The sequence below is a fragment of the Streptomyces sp. NPDC085931 genome (assembly GCF_044540565.1).
In the GTDB taxonomy this organism is placed as follows: domain Bacteria; phylum Actinomycetota; class Actinomycetes; order Streptomycetales; family Streptomycetaceae; genus Streptomyces.
Genome location: NZ_JBITSK010000011.1, coordinates 126,841 through 140,916, shown reverse-complemented (window position 1 = coordinate 140,916; position 14,076 = coordinate 126,841). Strand labels below are relative to the sequence as shown.

At 71.2% G+C, this 14,076-nt stretch carries 15 protein-coding genes; 4 read left to right on the top strand and 11 right to left on the bottom strand.

Annotation, left to right across the window (positions count from 1 at the left end; genetic code table 11):
- Nucleotides 1–70: 70 nt before the first annotated feature.
- The 7 genes from ACIGAN_RS23690 to clpS all read right to left on the bottom strand — a co-directional run bounded on the left by ACIGAN_RS23690 (nt 71) and on the right by clpS (nt 4,937).
- Complete coding sequence (locus ACIGAN_RS23690; RefSeq protein WP_399860252.1) at nt 71–1,021, bottom strand: PLP-dependent cysteine synthase family protein; 951 nt, start codon at nt 1,019–1,021, stop codon at nt 71–73.
- 2 nt (nt 1,022–1,023) lie between these two features.
- On the bottom strand, nt 1,024–1,302 hold the full coding sequence (locus ACIGAN_RS23685) for a MoaD/ThiS family protein (RefSeq protein WP_309096728.1): 279 nt from the start codon (nt 1,300–1,302) through the stop codon (nt 1,024–1,026).
- 123 nt (nt 1,303–1,425) lie between these two features.
- Nucleotides 1,426–1,521, bottom strand: a complete 96-nt coding sequence (locus ACIGAN_RS23680) for a putative leader peptide (RefSeq protein ID WP_311688247.1) — start codon at nt 1,519–1,521, stop codon at nt 1,426–1,428.
- Nucleotides 1,522–1,631: 110 nt separating this feature from the next.
- On the bottom strand, nt 1,632–2,054 hold the full coding sequence (locus ACIGAN_RS23675) for a M67 family metallopeptidase (protein WP_365086360.1): 423 nt from the start codon (nt 2,052–2,054) through the stop codon (nt 1,632–1,634).
- Nucleotides 2,055–2,186: 132 nt separating this feature from the next.
- Nucleotides 2,187–3,614: an amino acid permease gene (locus ACIGAN_RS23670; protein WP_365086363.1), complete on the bottom strand. Its 1,428-nt coding sequence runs from the start codon at nt 3,612–3,614 to the stop codon at nt 2,187–2,189.
- 364 nt (nt 3,615–3,978) lie between these two features.
- A complete protein-coding gene (locus ACIGAN_RS23665; RefSeq protein ID WP_365086366.1) occupies nt 3,979–4,587 on the bottom strand; it encodes a DUF2017 domain-containing protein in 609 nt (202 codons plus the stop codon).
- 32 nt (nt 4,588–4,619) lie between these two features.
- Nucleotides 4,620–4,937, bottom strand: coding sequence for an ATP-dependent Clp protease adapter ClpS (gene clpS / locus ACIGAN_RS23660; RefSeq protein ID WP_137301422.1), 318 nt, complete (start codon nt 4,935–4,937; stop codon nt 4,620–4,622).
- Between the two features lie 107 nt (nt 4,938–5,044).
- Between clpS and ACIGAN_RS23655 the strand changes: the two genes are divergently transcribed.
- Together ACIGAN_RS23655 and ACIGAN_RS23650 are read left to right on the top strand one after the other, a co-directional pair.
- Complete coding sequence (locus ACIGAN_RS23655; RefSeq protein ID WP_399860249.1) at nt 5,045–6,391, top strand: nicotinate phosphoribosyltransferase; 1,347 nt, start codon at nt 5,045–5,047, stop codon at nt 6,389–6,391.
- 115 nt (nt 6,392–6,506) lie between these two features.
- Nucleotides 6,507–7,097: a nicotinamidase gene (locus tag ACIGAN_RS23650; RefSeq protein WP_399860247.1), complete on the top strand. Its 591-nt coding sequence runs from the start codon at nt 6,507–6,509 to the stop codon at nt 7,095–7,097.
- Between the two features lie 17 nt (nt 7,098–7,114).
- Here the strand turns inward: ACIGAN_RS23650 and ACIGAN_RS23645 are convergent, their stop codons facing one another.
- The gene (locus ACIGAN_RS23645) at nt 7,115–7,459 is read right to left on the bottom strand and encodes a hypothetical protein (RefSeq protein WP_365086375.1); all 345 of its coding nucleotides are present in this window, start codon (nt 7,457–7,459) and stop codon (nt 7,115–7,117) included.
- Nucleotides 7,460–7,581: 122 nt separating this feature from the next.
- Nucleotides 7,582–9,930 (bottom strand): immune inhibitor A domain-containing protein, encoded by a 2,349-nt coding sequence (locus ACIGAN_RS23640; RefSeq protein ID WP_399860244.1) that lies wholly within the window; start codon nt 9,928–9,930, stop codon nt 7,582–7,584.
- A 404-nt stretch (nt 9,931–10,334) separates the two neighbouring features.
- On the opposite strand from ACIGAN_RS23640, the gene ACIGAN_RS23635 reads away from it, so the two are divergent.
- A complete protein-coding gene (locus ACIGAN_RS23635) occupies nt 10,335–10,613 on the top strand; it encodes a hypothetical protein (RefSeq protein WP_365739159.1) in 279 nt (92 codons plus the stop codon).
- 45 nt (nt 10,614–10,658) lie between these two features.
- Here the strand turns inward: ACIGAN_RS23635 and ACIGAN_RS23630 are convergent, their stop codons facing one another.
- Together ACIGAN_RS23630 and ACIGAN_RS23625 are read right to left on the bottom strand one after the other, a co-directional pair.
- The gene (locus tag ACIGAN_RS23630) at nt 10,659–11,441 is read right to left on the bottom strand and encodes an RDD family protein (protein WP_399860241.1); all 783 of its coding nucleotides are present in this window, start codon (nt 11,439–11,441) and stop codon (nt 10,659–10,661) included.
- Between the two features lie 60 nt (nt 11,442–11,501).
- A complete protein-coding gene (locus ACIGAN_RS23625; RefSeq protein WP_399860239.1) occupies nt 11,502–13,412 on the bottom strand; it encodes an RDD family protein in 1,911 nt (636 codons plus the stop codon).
- 245 nt (nt 13,413–13,657) lie between these two features.
- Between ACIGAN_RS23625 and ACIGAN_RS23620 the strand changes: the two genes are divergently transcribed.
- Nucleotides 13,658–14,068, top strand: coding sequence for an SsgA family sporulation/cell division regulator (locus ACIGAN_RS23620; RefSeq protein ID WP_365738993.1), 411 nt, complete (start codon nt 13,658–13,660; stop codon nt 14,066–14,068).
- Nucleotides 14,069–14,076 lie beyond the last annotated feature (8 nt).

The window sequence follows — 14,076 nt, the reverse complement described above, 5'->3', positions numbered from 1 at the left end:
CGAGGGATCCTGTGCACAGAGAAGGGGCCGGAGTGCGGCTCCAGCCCCTTGGTGTGTCCGTGCCGCCGGCTCACGCCCAGAGCTGCCCCTGCAGCGTCTCGATGGCCTCCTCGGTCGTGGCGGCCGTGTAGACGCCGGTCGAGAGGTACTTCCAGCCGCCGTCGGCCACGACGAAGACGATGTCGGCCGGCTCGCCCGCCTTGACGGCCTTCCTGCCCACCCCGATCGCGGCGTGCAGCGCGGCGCCCGTGGAGACACCGGCGAAGATGCCCTCCTGCTGGAGCAGCTCGCGGGTGCGGGTCACCGCGTCCGCCGAGCCGACCGAGAAGCGCGTGGTCAGCACCGACGCGTCGTACAGCTCGGGCACGAACCCCTCGTCGAGGTTGCGCAGGCCGTAGACCAGGTCGTCGTAGCGCGGTTCGGCCGCGACGATCTGGACGCCGGGCTTGTGTTCGCGCAGGTAGCGGCCGACGCCCATGAGCGTGCCGGTGGTGCCGAGGCCGGCCACGAAGTGCGTGACGGACGGCAGGTCGGCGAGGATCTCGGGGCCCGTCGTCGCGTAGTGGGCGCCCGCGTTGTCCGGGTTGCCGTACTGGTAGAGCATCACCCAGTCGGGGTGCTCGGCCGCGAGCTCCTTGGCGACGCGCACGGCGGTGTTGGAGCCGCCCGCGGCCGGGGAGGAGATGATCTCGGCGCCCCACATGGCCAGCAGGTCACGGCGTTCCTGCGAGGTGTTCTCGGGCATCACGCAGACGATGCGGTAGCCCTTGAGCTTCGCCGCCATGGCCAGGGAGATGCCGGTGTTGCCCGAGGTCGGCTCCAGGATCGTGCAGCCGGGGGTGAGCCGGCCGTCCTTCTCCGCCTGCTCGATCATGTGCAGGGCGGGGCGGTCCTTGACCGAGCCGGTGGGGTTGCGGTCCTCCAGCTTCGCCCAGATGCGCACGTCGGCGGACGGCGACAGCCGCGGCAGGCGCACCAGGGGGGTGTTGCCGACCGCGGCCAGGGGTGAGTCGTAGCGCATGATCAGACCATGCCGCCGGCCACGGCCGGCAGGATCGTGACGTTGTCGCCGTCCGACAGCTTGGTGTTGATGCCGTCGAGGAAGCGCACGTCCTCGTCGTTCAGGTACACGTTGACGAAGCGGCGCAGCTGGTCGCCGTCCACAATGCGGGCCTGGATGCCCGCATGCCGGGTCTCGAGGTCGTTGAACAGCTCGGCGAGGGTGTCCCCGGTGCCCTCCACCGCCTTCTGGCCGTCGGTGTAGGTGCGGAGGATGGTCGGGATGCGGACCTCGATGGCCATGGCTCAGGGCTCCTGTCGGAAGGTGTCGTCGGGTGGTGGCGCGCGGCGGCGCGGGATTGCGTGGTCGTACGCAGGTGGAGCGTTTCGCCGCGGCTCACGGCCGTACGGCGGCAGGGTGCTGCGTCAACAGATGGCGCTGGCGAGCCTGCACAGGTCGACGTGCAGCCGCGCCACGAGCAGATCGCCCGGCGTCTTTTCGCTCACGTCGTGGAAAACCATGGGCTCATCGTATCGATTCCCGGCCCGGCTCCCGGAGTGTGATCCCACACTTCGGACGCTATTCATCCGCATGTCGAGATTTCGGTGCTGCGCGCGAGCTCAGGACCGGCTCAGTACGCCTCGACGATCCGGACCTCCTCCTCGGTGACCTCGCCCTCGACGATGCGGAAGGAGCGGAACTGGAACTCGCCGGCCCCGTCGGTGTCGGCGGTGGAGACCAGGACGTAGTGGGCGCCGGGCTCGTTGGCGTAGGAGATGTCGGTGCGCGAGGGGTAGGCCTCGGTGGCGGTGTGGGAGTGGTAGATCACCACCGGTTCCTCGTCCCGGTCGTCCATCTCGCGGTAGAGCTTGAGCAGGTCGCCGGAGTCGAACTCGTAGAACGTGGGCGACATGGCCGCGTTCAGCATGGGGATGAAGCGCTCGGGGCGGTCGGAGCCGGCCGGTCCGGCGACGACGCCGCACGCCTCGTCGGGGTGGTCCTTGCGCGCGTGGGCGACGATCCGGTCGACGAGGTCCTGGGTGATGGTCAGCATGCTGGTCAGGATAAGCAGAAGGGCCGTTCCGTACCGATGGCTGGTACGGAACGGCCCACATGCCGGACGCCCTGAGCGGCAGCCGCAGGGAGTGCCACGAGTACTCCCTGCGGCGGGCGTCCCGCGGGCCGGTCAGCCGACCTTCTCGAACTCCGCGTCGCCGCGGCGCTCGGTGAGCTGCGGGTTGCGGCTCTTGAGGACCTGCCACCCGATGCCGAGGGCGACGGCCCAGCCGGCCGCGACGTACAGGCAGACCCGGGCGTCCTTGTCGTAGGCGATCATGCAGGTCACGCCGATGAGGAACAGGAGCGCGACCCAGCTGAACAGGGCTCCGCCCGGGGCGGGGAAGGACGAGGCGCGCAGCCGGCCCGCGTCGACGGCGGCGCGGTAGCGGATGTGGCTGACGAGGATCATCATCCAGGTCCAGATGCCGGCCGCGGTGGCGACGGAGGTGACGTAGAGGAACGCCTTCTCCGGGACGACGTAGTTCAGCACGACGCCGATGCCCATGAGGGCCACGGAGACGGTGATCCCGACCGCGGGCGTCTTGCGGGCGTTGAGCTTGCCGAAGGCCTGCGGCGCCTCGCTGTTGGAGGCCAGGTCGCGCAGCATGCGGCCGGTGGAGTACATGCCCGAGTTGCAGGACGACAGGGCCGCGGTGAGCACGACGAAGTTGACGATGCCCGCGGCGAGCGGGATGCCGATCTTGCCGAAGGCGTGCACGAAGGGGCTCTCGCCGGCGGAGAACTCGGTCCACTTCACGACGGAGAGGATCACCAGCAGGGCGCCGACGTAGAAGACGATGATGCGCCAGGGCAGGGTGTTGATGGCCTTGGGCAGGGTCTTCTCGGGGTTCTCGGACTCGCCCGCGGTGACGCCGACCAGTTCGACGGCGAGGTAGGCGAACATGACGCCCTGGAGCGTCATCAGGCTGGAGCCGATGCCGTTCGGGAAGAAGCCGTCGTGGGACCAGAGGTTGGAGACGGTGGCGGTGTCACCGGCGTCGGAGAAGCCGAGGGTGAGCACGCCGAGGCCGATGACGATCATGCCGATGATGGCCGTGACCTTGATCATCGAGAACCAGAACTCGACCTCGCCGAAGATCTTGACGGAGATCAGGTTGACGCCGAAGAGCACCACCAGGAACACCAGGGCGCTGACCCACTGCGGGATCTCCGGGAACCAGAAGTGGATGTAGATCGCGGCGGCCGTGAGCTCGGCCATGCCGGTGACCACCCACATGAGCCAGTACGTCCAGCCCGTGACGAACCCGAAGAACGGGCCGAGGAACTCGCGGGCGTACTCGGCGAAGGAGCCGGAGACGGGCCGGTAGAGGAGCAGCTCGCCCAGGGCCCGCATGATGAAGAAGATCACGACGCCGGCAAGGGCGTACATGAGGATGATGCTGGGTCCCGCCTTGGCGATGTTCGCTCCGGCACCCATGAACAGGCCGACGCCGATGGCGCCGCCGATCGCGATCATCTGGACCTGGCGACTGCCGAGTCCCCGCTCGTAGCCCTCCTCGGGCACGTTTTCCGTGTCGACCTGCGCAGAGGTCATGAGTGGTGCGCCTTTCTCCATGCCGACCCGGGCCTCTCGTCGGCCCCGGATCGGGTCTCGATCCCCCCGGAATGATGGAGCTGAGCGGTTCTCGAAGCCCGCTCGTGCCTGGCCGGCGGTTGCCGGCTCGGTGGCGCACCCGGCCGAACATTCGGGTGGTGCTCGCCGGGCGGTCGTGAAGATTTATCACGGCCGCAACACTGATCACAGGGGCGGGATGTGACACACCGCACGAAAAGAACCGGACAAAACGACCCCGACGTGGCCATAGAAGGCGGCCGCGGTGACGGGATCGTTATCCGGATTTGAGTGTCCTCTGAGCGAACGCGAAACGCCCGTCCGAGCGTCGCGGAACCCGCGCGGATCAGGGCATCAGCGTCCCGACCAGCGTCTCCTGGAGTCCGCCGAGCCACAGGTAGGCCATGACCATCGGCTTGCGCGGGTCGTCGTCCGGGAGGCGGTAGAGGAGGTCGGTGTCCTCCTCGTCGGAGATCTCCAGCCGCGAGCCGATCGCCAGCCGCAGGTCGTTCAGCGCGCCCAGCCACTGCCGGGACTCCTCCACCGACAGCTTCAGCACCGCTCCGCCCTCGCCGGCCGAGGCCGAGGCGAGCGCGTCCAGGGAGCGGACCACCGCCAGGGCGTTGTCCCGCTTGCCGGCGCGCAGGTCGTTCTCGGTGTAGCGGCGGAACTCGGCGGAGTAGGCCCGCCGCTCCTCGGCGTCGCGGGCCGAGGCGGGCTGCTCGGGGTCGCTGTAGGCGTCGGGGAACAGCCGCCGGAGCACCGGGTCGGCGGGCGGCTCGCTCGGGCCCTCGGCGAACAGCTCGGCGAGCGGGTCGCCGGAGGCGTCCTCGGCGGGGCCGGGGCCGATGAGCTCCAGGAGCTGGACGGCCAGCGACCGGATGATGGAGATCTCGACGTCGTCGAGGGCGACGGCAGCGCCGCCGCCGGGGAGCGGTTCGAAGGTTCCGGGCATGAACGCCTTTTCGCTGCTGGGCGGGGTGCTGGCTACTTGCGGTCCTGCTGGAGGGTGGCCCACAGGCCGTAGCCGTGCATGGCCTGCACGTCGCGTTCCATCTCCTCGCGGGTGCCGCTGGAGACGACCGCCCGGCCCTTGTGGTGGACGTCGAGCATGAGCTTGGTGGCCTTGTCCTTGGAGTAGCCGAAGTACGTCTGGAAGACGTAGGTCACGTAGCTCATGAGGTTGACCGGGTCGTTGTGCACGATGGTGACCCAGGGGACGTCCGGCTCGGGTACGGCGAAGACCTCCTCCGCCGACTCGGTGCGTTCGATCTCCAGGGGCGCGGGTGACGTCACACTGCCCATGCTGCCACCCGAGGGGGCCAGTCGCACAAACGGGCCTGGCCGTACGGCGATCGCGTCCCGCGGGACCGCAATCGTCAGATTGACGAAATGGGGGTACGCTCCTCTCCATGAACACAGCGGACCTTGGGCTGCCGGTGGATGTTCCCTCGACGGCGCTCTTCACGGACCAGTACGAGCTGACGATGCTGCGGGCCGCCCTGACGTCGGGCACGGCCGATCGGCGCAGCGTGTTCGAGGTCTTCACCCGGAGGCTGCCGGACGGGCGCCGCTACGGCGTCGTGGCGGGCACCGGGCGGGTGCTGGACGCGGTGGAGAACTTCCGCTTCGACCCGGGCGTCCTGGGCTTCCTGCGCGAGCGGGACATCGTCGACGAGCGGACGCTGGAGTGGCTCGCGGGCTACCGGTTCAGCGGGGACATCTGGGGCTACCCGGAGGGCGAGGTGTACTTCCCGGGCTCGCCGATCATGCGGGTGGAGGGCACCTTCGCCGAGTGCGTGCTGCTGGAGACGGTGATCCTGTCGATCCTGAACCACGACTCCGCGATCGCCGCGGCCGCCTCCCGGATGTCGGCGGCGGCGGGCGGCCGGCCGCTGATCGAGATGGGCGCCCGGCGCACGCACGAGCTGGCGGCGGTGGCGGCCTCCCGGGCCGCGTACGTCGGCGGCTTCTCCACCACCTCCGACCTGGCGGCCGGCTTCCGCTACGGCATCCCCACCGTCGGCACCTCCGCGCACGCCTTCACCCTCCTGCACGACAGCGAGCGGGACGCCTTCCGCGCCCAGGTGGAGACGCTGGGCCGGGGCACGACGCTGCTGGTGGACACCTACGACGTCGCCGAGGCGGTCCGGACGGCCGTCGAGGTCGCCGGGACCGGGCTCGGGGCCGTCCGGATCGACTCCGGCGACCTGCTGCTGGTCGCGCACCGGGTGCGCCGGCAGCTGGACGAGCTGGGCGCGACCGACACGAAGATCGTCGTCACCTCCGACCTGGACGAGTACGCCATCGCCTCGCTCGCGGCGGCGCCCGTGGACGCCTACGGCGTCGGCACGCAGCTGGTGACCGGCTCCGGCCACCCCACCTCCTCGATGGTCTACAAGCTGGTCGCGCGGGCCGAGTCCGCCGATCCGAAGGCACCGCTGGTGCCGGTGGCGAAGAAGTCCAGCGGCGGCAAGACGTCGGTGGGCGGGCGCAAGTGGGCCGCGCGGCGGCTGGACTCCCACGGGATCGCCGAGGCCGAGGTGATCGGCACCGGGCGGGTGCCGGCCTCGCTCGCCGACCGGCAGCTGCTGGTGGAGCTGGTCAAGGGCGGCGAGGTGGTGGCGCGTGAACCGCTGGACGCGGCGCGCGACCGGCACGCGAAGGCGCGCGCGGGGCTCCCGATGTCGGCCACCCAGCTCTCCCGCGGGGAGCCGGTCCTTCCGACGGAGTACCTGCACGAGGGCTCGGGTAGCTAATGGCGGTGTGCCGCGATGCGCCGACCCGCGCCCCCTGACGACCCCGCGCTCCCGACCCTGGGCCCGGCAGTGCACCGGCCGGGCCCGCCGACCCCATAGCCGAAGGACACCGACCATGCGCCGCGCCTTGATCGTCGTAGACGTGCAGAACGACTTCTGCGAGGGAGGCAGCCTCGCCGTGTCCGGCGGTGCCGACGTGGCCGCCGCCGTCACCGAGCTGATCGGGCAGGCCGCCGGCTCCGGCTACCAGCACGTGGTGGCCACCCGCGACCACCACATCGCGCCCGGCGGCCACTTCTCCGCCCGCCCCGACTACGTCCGCTCCTGGCCCGCGCACTGCGTCGCCGGCACGGAGGGCGTCGGCTTCCACCCGAACTTCGCGCCGGCCGTCGCCTCCGGGTCGGTCGACGCGGTGTTCGACAAGGGGGCGTACGCGGCGGCGTACAGCGGCTTCGAGGGGACCGACGAGAACGGCACCCCGCTCGCCGAGTGGCTCCGCTCCCGCGACGTCACCGAGGTGGACGTGGTCGGCATCGCCACGGACCACTGCGTCCGCGCCACGGCCCTGGACGCCGCTTCCGAGGGCTTCCGCACCCAGGTCCTGCTCGACCTCACCGCCGGAGTGGCCGCCGAGACCACCGAGCGCGCCCTGGAGGAGCTGCGCGAGGCGGGCGTGGAGCTGACCGGCAAGCCTGTCGTGCAGTAGCCGCGCGGGCCGCCGGGTCAGGTCTGGGCGGTGGGCCGCCGCAGCAGGGACCTGATCGGGCGCCACAGCTCCTGGACCAGGTCCGGGCCGCCCGCGACACCGTGGCCGGGGGCCGTGCGCCATATCAGGCCGTCGGGGTGGTGCAGGACCGCCGTGATCTCGTCGGGGCTGGGCGGTGCGGCGTTGCCGCGCAGGTAGACCGACCGCAGGCCGAGGTTGCGGAGCCTGGTCAGGGCCCGCGCCCGGTTCGCGGAGTGGACGAGCACCCGGACGGCGCCGGGGCCGTCGGCGGCGGGGCTGGGCAGGTTCAGAGCCACCACCACCGTGCCGTTCGGCAGTTTGCAGAAGCCTCCTGCGGCCATGCGGTCATCCCCCCGTGTCGGTCGGTGTCAATAAGAGAGCCACAGGACGCACCTAAACACGGATCGGCGGTGACCCGCCAGTGGGTCACCGCCGATCATGTTCTGACCTGCAAGGATGCGGATTACCTACCCGCGGGGCCGACCTCCAGCTCGATCGTCGAGCCGTCCTTGGCCTCCTTGAGGATCTTGATCTTCGTGTTGGTGTCAGTGATCTTGACACCCGCCGTCGGGTTCGACTCGTCGTAGTAGTCGTTCGTCCGGTCGTTGAAGACCGATACGCCCTTCGAGCCCGGGATGTACTTCGCCACGTCCGCCTTGTGCAGCGTCATGCCGTCGGTGCGGTAGAGGCTGAACGGCGAGTCGTAGGACTGGATGCGGTTGCGCATCAGCGTGCCGTCGGCCCACTTCAGCGCGGTCGGGTGGGAGTCGACCGGCAGGACCAGACCGGTGCCCTGGTGCTGGCTGGTGTTGTTGTCCGCCTGGGAGGTGTCCCACTTCCAGATGAGCAGGCCGTTCTGGTACGCGTAGTGCTCGACCCAGTCCGGACGCTCGGTGAAGCCGAAGTTGTACGGGCCGACCTCGAGGGTCTTGTCGTACGACACGTACTGCCGGTTCTCGGCGATGTAGTACTGCGCGTAGTCCTTGGTGAAGGACGCGCCGATGCGGGAGAAGCCGGTGGCCTTCCACGCGGCGTCCGCGCTCTCGGCGTTGTCCGTGAAGACGGGCGCGCCGTCGGCGGTGACCGTGATCGAGTCGGCCGCGAAGCCCTTCTGGGCCACGCCGCCGTCGGTCTGGTAGCGGAAGCGCAGGTCGATCTTCTGGCCGGCGTAGGCGTCCAGCGAGAAGGCGAGCTTCTTGTAACCGTCGACCGTGCCGGTGAGGGCCGGCTTGTCGCTGCCGTCGCGCGGGATCGGCTGGCCGTCCACCGTGCCGTCGAGGGCGGTCCAGTTGGCGCCGCCGTCGGTCGACACCTCGGTGTAGAGGTAGTCGTACTCGGCCTCGATGTCGTACCAGCCGTCGAGGGTCAGCTGGGCCTTCGCCTTGCCGGTGAGGTCGACCGAACGCGTCAGCGTGTTCTTGAGGTTGTCACCGCTGCCGCTCCACCACTGGGACGTGCCCTCGGCGGGAGTGACGATCTCGGTGGTGACCGCCTTCTTGGGCAGGTCGACGACCAGCGCCTGCTTGTGCTTGGTGTTGTACTCCGCCACACCCAGCTTGTGCCACGAGTCGACGCCGGCCTTGGCCTTGTCGAAGTTCAGCCAGCCCAGCTGCAGCTTGTCCCAGGCGGTCATGTCGCCGGGCAGGTCACCGATCTCGTTCTTGCCGGTGCCCAGCCAGGAGCCGGACGACATCAGCGTCCAGAAACCGGTGGAGTTCTCGCCGCCCGCGGTGTCGTAGTGGTCGGGCAGGCCGAGGTCGTGGCCGTACTCGTGGGCGTAGACGCCCAGTCCGCCGTTCTCCGGCTGGACGGTGTAGTCGCCGACCCAGATGCCGGTGTCGCCGATCTTCGCGCCGCCGAGCTTGTTGTTCTCTGGGCCGGTGGCGCCGGCGTCGGTGCCGAAGGCGTACCAGCGGTGCGCCCAGATCGCGTCGGTGCCCTGGGCGCCGCCGCCCGCGGACTCGTCCTCGCCCGCGTGCACGATCTGGAAGTGGTCGATGTAGCCGTCGGGCTCGTTGAAGTCGCCGTCGCCGTCGAAGTCGTAGCGGTCCCACTCGTCGAAGCGCGCGACGTCCGCCTTGATCTGGGCGTCGGTCCTCCCCGCTGCCTTCTGCTGGGAGACCCAGGCGTCCAGGCCGTCGCTGACGACGTTCCACACGCTGGAGCAGTTGGTCTGGCCGCAGGCGTTGTTGCCGTAACGGGCCTCGTTGTAGGGGACCTTGACCCAGTCGGAGACCTCGCCCTCGACCGAGTAGCGGCCCGAGGACTGCTTCTCGTAGTAGGTCTTGACCGAGTCGACGCCCTTGCCGGAACCGAAGTACAGGTCCTGGAAGTAGTCCCGGTCGTAGTCGGCCCGCCAGGCGGTGGAGTTGTCCTTCTTGCGGTCCGGCTTGGGTATCTGGTTGTGCAGCGGGCCGGCCGTGCCGCCGTAGCGCGGGTCGGTCTTGTCGCCGAACTCGACCAGGATCGTGAAGATCTTGTCGGTCTTCTCGCGGCCGAGCTCGACGTACTTGCTGTCGCCCTTCTTGCTCTTGAGCTGGACGACCTTCGAGCCCTCGCGGTTCTTGACCTTGGTCTCGCCGGAGATGACCTGCTCCAGGGCCTCCTGGCGCTGGGCCTCCTGGGTCTTGCTCAGAGGGCCTTCGAGGTCGTGCTCGTCGTGGTGACGGTCCGCCGGGTCGTGCCGGTCCACGGTGGTGGACCGGGGGGCGGAGGTGTCGTCGGCCACCGCGTAGGTAGAGGCGGTGGCTGTGGCCGCCGCGAGCGCCACACCGATGGCGGCCGCTCTGAACGTCCAGGGTCTAGTGGTCACTTGAGTTCCTCCCCCGCGTTCGTGCGCGCGGAAGGAAGGGGTCCCTGGTCAGGTGCGGTCCGCGCGCGCGTGATCAACGCGTGTAGTCAAGTGACGACATTTGACTAGAGGTTTAGAAGAAAAGACAGACCTTGACTTGGACAGGTCAAGTGCACTATGCGGAGGTGAGGTTCGTTTTACGGACAACCAAACGGTTGCCCCATCGGCGGGCGGGCGCGTGCATAGGTCCACTGGGTGGACGTCATGACTCCGTGCGCCCCCCGTGCACCGCCCTTGTTGATGAGGTCACGCTTACCGCTCGTTCCCGTCGGGCAGCCTGCCGGTTAGAGTCGCTTGGCGGAACGCCCGGAAGCCGGCGGAATGCCAGGCCGACGCCCCCGTGGACCCCCACTTTCGAGGACATGATGGCCATGCCCCGTCCGACTGCCGCACAGCTCGCCTACGGTTCGTGCACCGTGATCCTCTCCACGCTCGCCATGCTGCTGCTGTCACAGACGAGTTCGGGTCCGGGGATCGCGCTCATCGCCGTCGCGGCGCTCGCCCTCGGGCTCCTGGTCGCCATGACGGTGCCGCTGCCCGGCAGGCGCCCCGCCGCCGTGGAACAGCCCGCGCCCCGGGAGCCGGTGCGGGCCCCGGTCGCCGCCGCGTCCCAGGAAGCCGTGCGGGAGCGGGCGGCTTCCTGACCGCCGCCCTTTCGCTTCCTTCGCGGTAGTTGGGCAGAACCTGCCTCAATTGGTGCTGACCACGACCGTTTTGGCCGCCTTGTCGTGCAGGCCCTGCTTGTAGGGGCGGTCGAAGAAGCTCCAGCCGCCGGAGATCGCCGTCCAGACGCAGGCGCAGCAGAAGGCGAACGGGATCCACAGCACGGCCGCGCGCGCCAGGGCCGTCTGCACGGAGGGCGTGGCGCCGTTGTCCAGGTTGGCCACGCGCAGGTGCAGCAGTTTCTTGCCGAGCGTCTGGCCGGTCCTGGCGGTGAGGACGGTGTCGTAGGCGATGTAGAGGACGGCGGCGACCGCCGACTGCCAGAAGGACTTGCCGACCTCGATGCGGTCGCTGTCGACGTCGTACTCGTTGACGCCGAAGCCCCAGGTGAGCAGCCAGACGACGACACCCACCAGGATCATGTCGATGATGCGGGCGAGGGTGCGCTTGCCGCTGTCGGCGAGCGGGGGCATGCCGGCGAGCGGGTCGGAGGGGGCCGATCCTCCGCCGTAGGGGTCACCGCCGTAGGGACCACCGCCGTAGGGGCCACCACCGGGCGGGCCGCCGCCGGGTGCGCCTCCGCCGTACGGACCACCGCCGTACGGACCACCGCCGTACGGGCCTCCGCCGTACGGGCCGCCTCCGGGTGGGCCGGCGGGGCCGCCCGGGCCGCCTCCCGGGTACGGCGGTGGGTCGTTGCCGTACGGGGAGCCCGCGCCCTCGCCGGGCTGCTCGCCCGGGGGCCGCTTCCGGAACGGGTCGTCTTCCGGGGGCTGCTGACCGGAGCCGGGAGGCGGTTCACTGCTCATGGCCCGAGTCGACCGCGAACCCCCGGGCTCCGCATCCGGCAGACGGCCGTCCGGGGGAGCTCAGCCCGCCACGAAGGTGTGGGCCGCCTTGTCGTGCCAGCACTGCCGCCACGGCTTGTCGAAGAGGCACCAGGCGACGCCGACCACACCGACGACGAGGAGACCGGGCACGCTGTAGACCAGCCAGCGGCGCAGGGCCGCGCCGAACCCCGGCGTGTCGTGGCCCTCGATGTCCCGCACGTCCAGGCCCGTCAGCTTCTTGCCGAGGGTGCGTCCCCACTTGGCGGTGGGCAGCACCTCGGTGAGCACACCCGCGAGCAGCAGCACGGCCAGGATGACGCCGAGGTAGACCGAGGTGGTGCCGTCGAGCAGCCACACCGTGACGGTCTCTCCGGAGAGCCGGGCCGCCTCGATCTTCGCGTCGACGTGGTCGACGGCCTTGCTGCCGAGCGGGACAGCGGCAGTGGCGGTCAGGCCCAGGAGCACGACGGTGTCCACGAGACGGGCCGCCAGCCGCTTGCCGAGCCCCGCGGGCCGGGCCGAGGCCTGGCGCCGGGCGGCCGCCTGGAACACGTCATCTACGGGCGGCTTCCAGGGCGCGACGGGCTGCTCGTCTCCCCCGCCGGCGAGCCGGTGCACCTGCTGCGCCCAGGAGGACTGGCCGCCCCCGGGGCCGGGGCTGAGGGGGGCGGAGGAGGCGGCGGGGCCCGACGAGGAGCCGCCGGGCTGCGGGGGAACGACGGGGGCCGCCTGGGGACCGGACAGCGCCGTCGAACCGGCGGCGGAGGCCTGGGCGCTCAGGGGCCCGGCCGGAGCCTGCGCGGCGGCGGCCCGGGCGGCGGCGGCCTTGCCGGCCCCGAAGCCGGGGCGGTCCGCCCCGTCGGCCGGGGCGGGGCCACCCTGTGCGCTGAAGGCGGGCCCGGCCGGAGCCTGCGCGGGGCCGGCCGGACCGGAGGGACGGCCGAACGCCGAGCCACCGCCCGAGCCGCTGCCCGAGCCGACGGGACCGGCCGGGCCACCGAAGCCGGGCCCCGCGGCACCGCTGCCCGGCGCGGCCGCCGCGCCGCCGAAGCCGGCACCGGCCGGACTCCGGCCCGATCCCGACCCGGACCCGGAGCCCGACCCCGACCCCGGCGAAATGGCCGGTCCGCCGGGAGCACCGGAAGTACCGGGAGCACCGACACCGGCAGGACCCGCACCCGCGACACCCGTGCCCGAACCCGAACCCGAACCGAAGCCCGGCGCCCCGGCGTTCGCACCCGTGCCCGTGCCCCTGCCCGTCGCGCCGCCCTGTGGGGGTCGGCCGGCCGCGCCCTGGCCCGGCTGCGCGGCTCCAGGGGAGCCGCCCGAGCGGGGCGTCACCGCGCGGAACGTCATCGTGCCCTCGTCGGGTGCCTTGGGGGCCCCTCCCCCGGGCTTGCCCGACGGGCGGCGGAAGACGAACGTGCTGCCGGAGGCCGCCGCGTTGCCCTCCTGGCCGGCGGGCGGCACCGGCGCCGTGCCGTCGGTGCGCGGGGACTCGCCGGCCGGCCCGCGGTCGGCGTGCGCCAGCCGCGGGTCGGCCCCCTGCCGAGCCGCCCCCTGTGCCTCCTGTGCCTCCTGTGCCCCCTGTGGCGCGCCCCACGAGACACGGCGGTCCTGGTCACCGCCGAAGCCGGACTGGCGGGAGCGGTCCGCGCCCCACGCGGAGGCTGGTTCGGGACGGCTGCCGTGCTGGGCGTCGGCGGGAGCGGGCTCGTCGACCGGGTCCTCGTCGAAGAAGTGCGGGCCGGTCTCCTCGACCGAGGCGGCGGGTGCCGCCCCCGCACCGGGCGGTGGCGCGAGCGACTCGCCGTCCTGGGGCGCCGGACGGCTGGTGCCCGGCACCCAGGAGGCGCCGTTCCAGTACCGGACGTATCCAGGAATGGACGGGTCCGGGTAATAGCCTTCGCGGGGCCTGTCGTCACCGGGGGCCGGGGTTGGGGCGCTCATGTCCGTCGTCCCGTATCTGCTCGGGGGCCAAATGGGGGCCTCCACATCTATCAGACGAGCGCAAGCCCCACCGCCGCTCCCACGGGACCCACCCCTTTCGGGCGCCGATGTGCTACGCACGGCGCCGCCCCGCGGTGTACCCCGCCGAAAAAACTTCCGGGAACGCGCGTAATGCCGCCGCGCCCGGCCGCTCTCTCTCCCTGACCGGCCCGCACGGGCAGCCGTCAGGAGAAGGGAACACCGCCATGCAGACCGTGGTGGAGAGGGAACTGGAGCTGAACCTCGTCCTGTCGCCGGAGCGCAGGATCCCGGTGCCGGCCCGGCTCGGGTACGTCACCGACGATCCGTACGCCGTCCATGTCACCTTCCACGTCGACTCCGCGCACCCGGTGTACTGGACGTTCGCCCGGGACCTGCTGGTGGAGGGCGTGTTCCGGCCCTGCGGGCAGGGGGACGTGCGGGTGTGGCCGACGAAGACGGACGGGCGCAGCGTGGTGCTGATGGCGCTGAGCTCGCCCGACGGGGACGCCCTGCTGGAGGCCCCGGCGGCGCAGGTGTCGGCCTGGCTGGAGCGCACGCTGCGGGTGGTGCCGCCGGGGACGGAGGGCGAACAGCTGGGCCTGGACGACGCGTTGGACCAGTTGCTCGCCCAGTGACGGCGGCG

Excerpts from the sequence above, each read along its gene's own strand:
- clpS (WP_137301422.1), bottom strand. The coding sequence starts at position 4,937 with ATGGGCAGTGTGACGTCACCCGCGCCCCTGGAGATCGAACGCACCGAG.
- ACIGAN_RS23655 (WP_399860249.1), top strand. The coding sequence starts at position 5,045 with ATGAACACAGCGGACCTTGGGCTGCCGGTGGATGTTCCCTCGACGGCG.
- ACIGAN_RS23635 (WP_365739159.1), top strand. The coding sequence starts at position 10,335 with ATGGCCATGCCCCGTCCGACTGCCGCACAGCTCGCCTACGGTTCGTGC.
- ACIGAN_RS23675 (WP_365086360.1), bottom strand. The coding sequence starts at position 2,054 with ATGCTGACCATCACCCAGGACCTCGTCGACCGGATCGTCGCCCACGCG.
- ACIGAN_RS23685 (WP_309096728.1), bottom strand. The coding sequence starts at position 1,302 with ATGGCCATCGAGGTCCGCATCCCGACCATCCTCCGCACCTACACCGAC.
- ACIGAN_RS23670 (WP_365086363.1), bottom strand. The coding sequence starts at position 3,614 with ATGACCTCTGCGCAGGTCGACACGGAAAACGTGCCCGAGGAGGGCTAC.
- ACIGAN_RS23690 (WP_399860252.1), bottom strand. The coding sequence starts at position 1,021 with ATGCGCTACGACTCACCCCTGGCCGCGGTCGGCAACACCCCCCTGGTG.
- ACIGAN_RS23665 (WP_365086366.1), bottom strand. The coding sequence starts at position 4,587 with ATGCCCGGAACCTTCGAACCGCTCCCCGGCGGCGGCGCTGCCGTCGCC.
- ACIGAN_RS23645 (WP_365086375.1), bottom strand. The coding sequence starts at position 7,459 with ATGGCCGCAGGAGGCTTCTGCAAACTGCCGAACGGCACGGTGGTGGTG.
- ACIGAN_RS23680 (WP_311688247.1), bottom strand. The coding sequence starts at position 1,521 with ATGGTTTTCCACGACGTGAGCGAAAAGACGCCGGGCGATCTGCTCGTG.
- ACIGAN_RS23630 (WP_399860241.1), bottom strand. The coding sequence starts at position 11,441 with ATGAGCAGTGAACCGCCTCCCGGCTCCGGTCAGCAGCCCCCGGAAGAC.
- ACIGAN_RS23620 (WP_365738993.1), top strand. The coding sequence starts at position 13,658 with ATGCAGACCGTGGTGGAGAGGGAACTGGAGCTGAACCTCGTCCTGTCG.
- ACIGAN_RS23625 (WP_399860239.1), bottom strand. The coding sequence starts at position 13,412 with ATGAGCGCCCCAACCCCGGCCCCCGGTGACGACAGGCCCCGCGAAGGC.
- ACIGAN_RS23650 (WP_399860247.1), top strand. The coding sequence starts at position 6,507 with ATGCGCCGCGCCTTGATCGTCGTAGACGTGCAGAACGACTTCTGCGAG.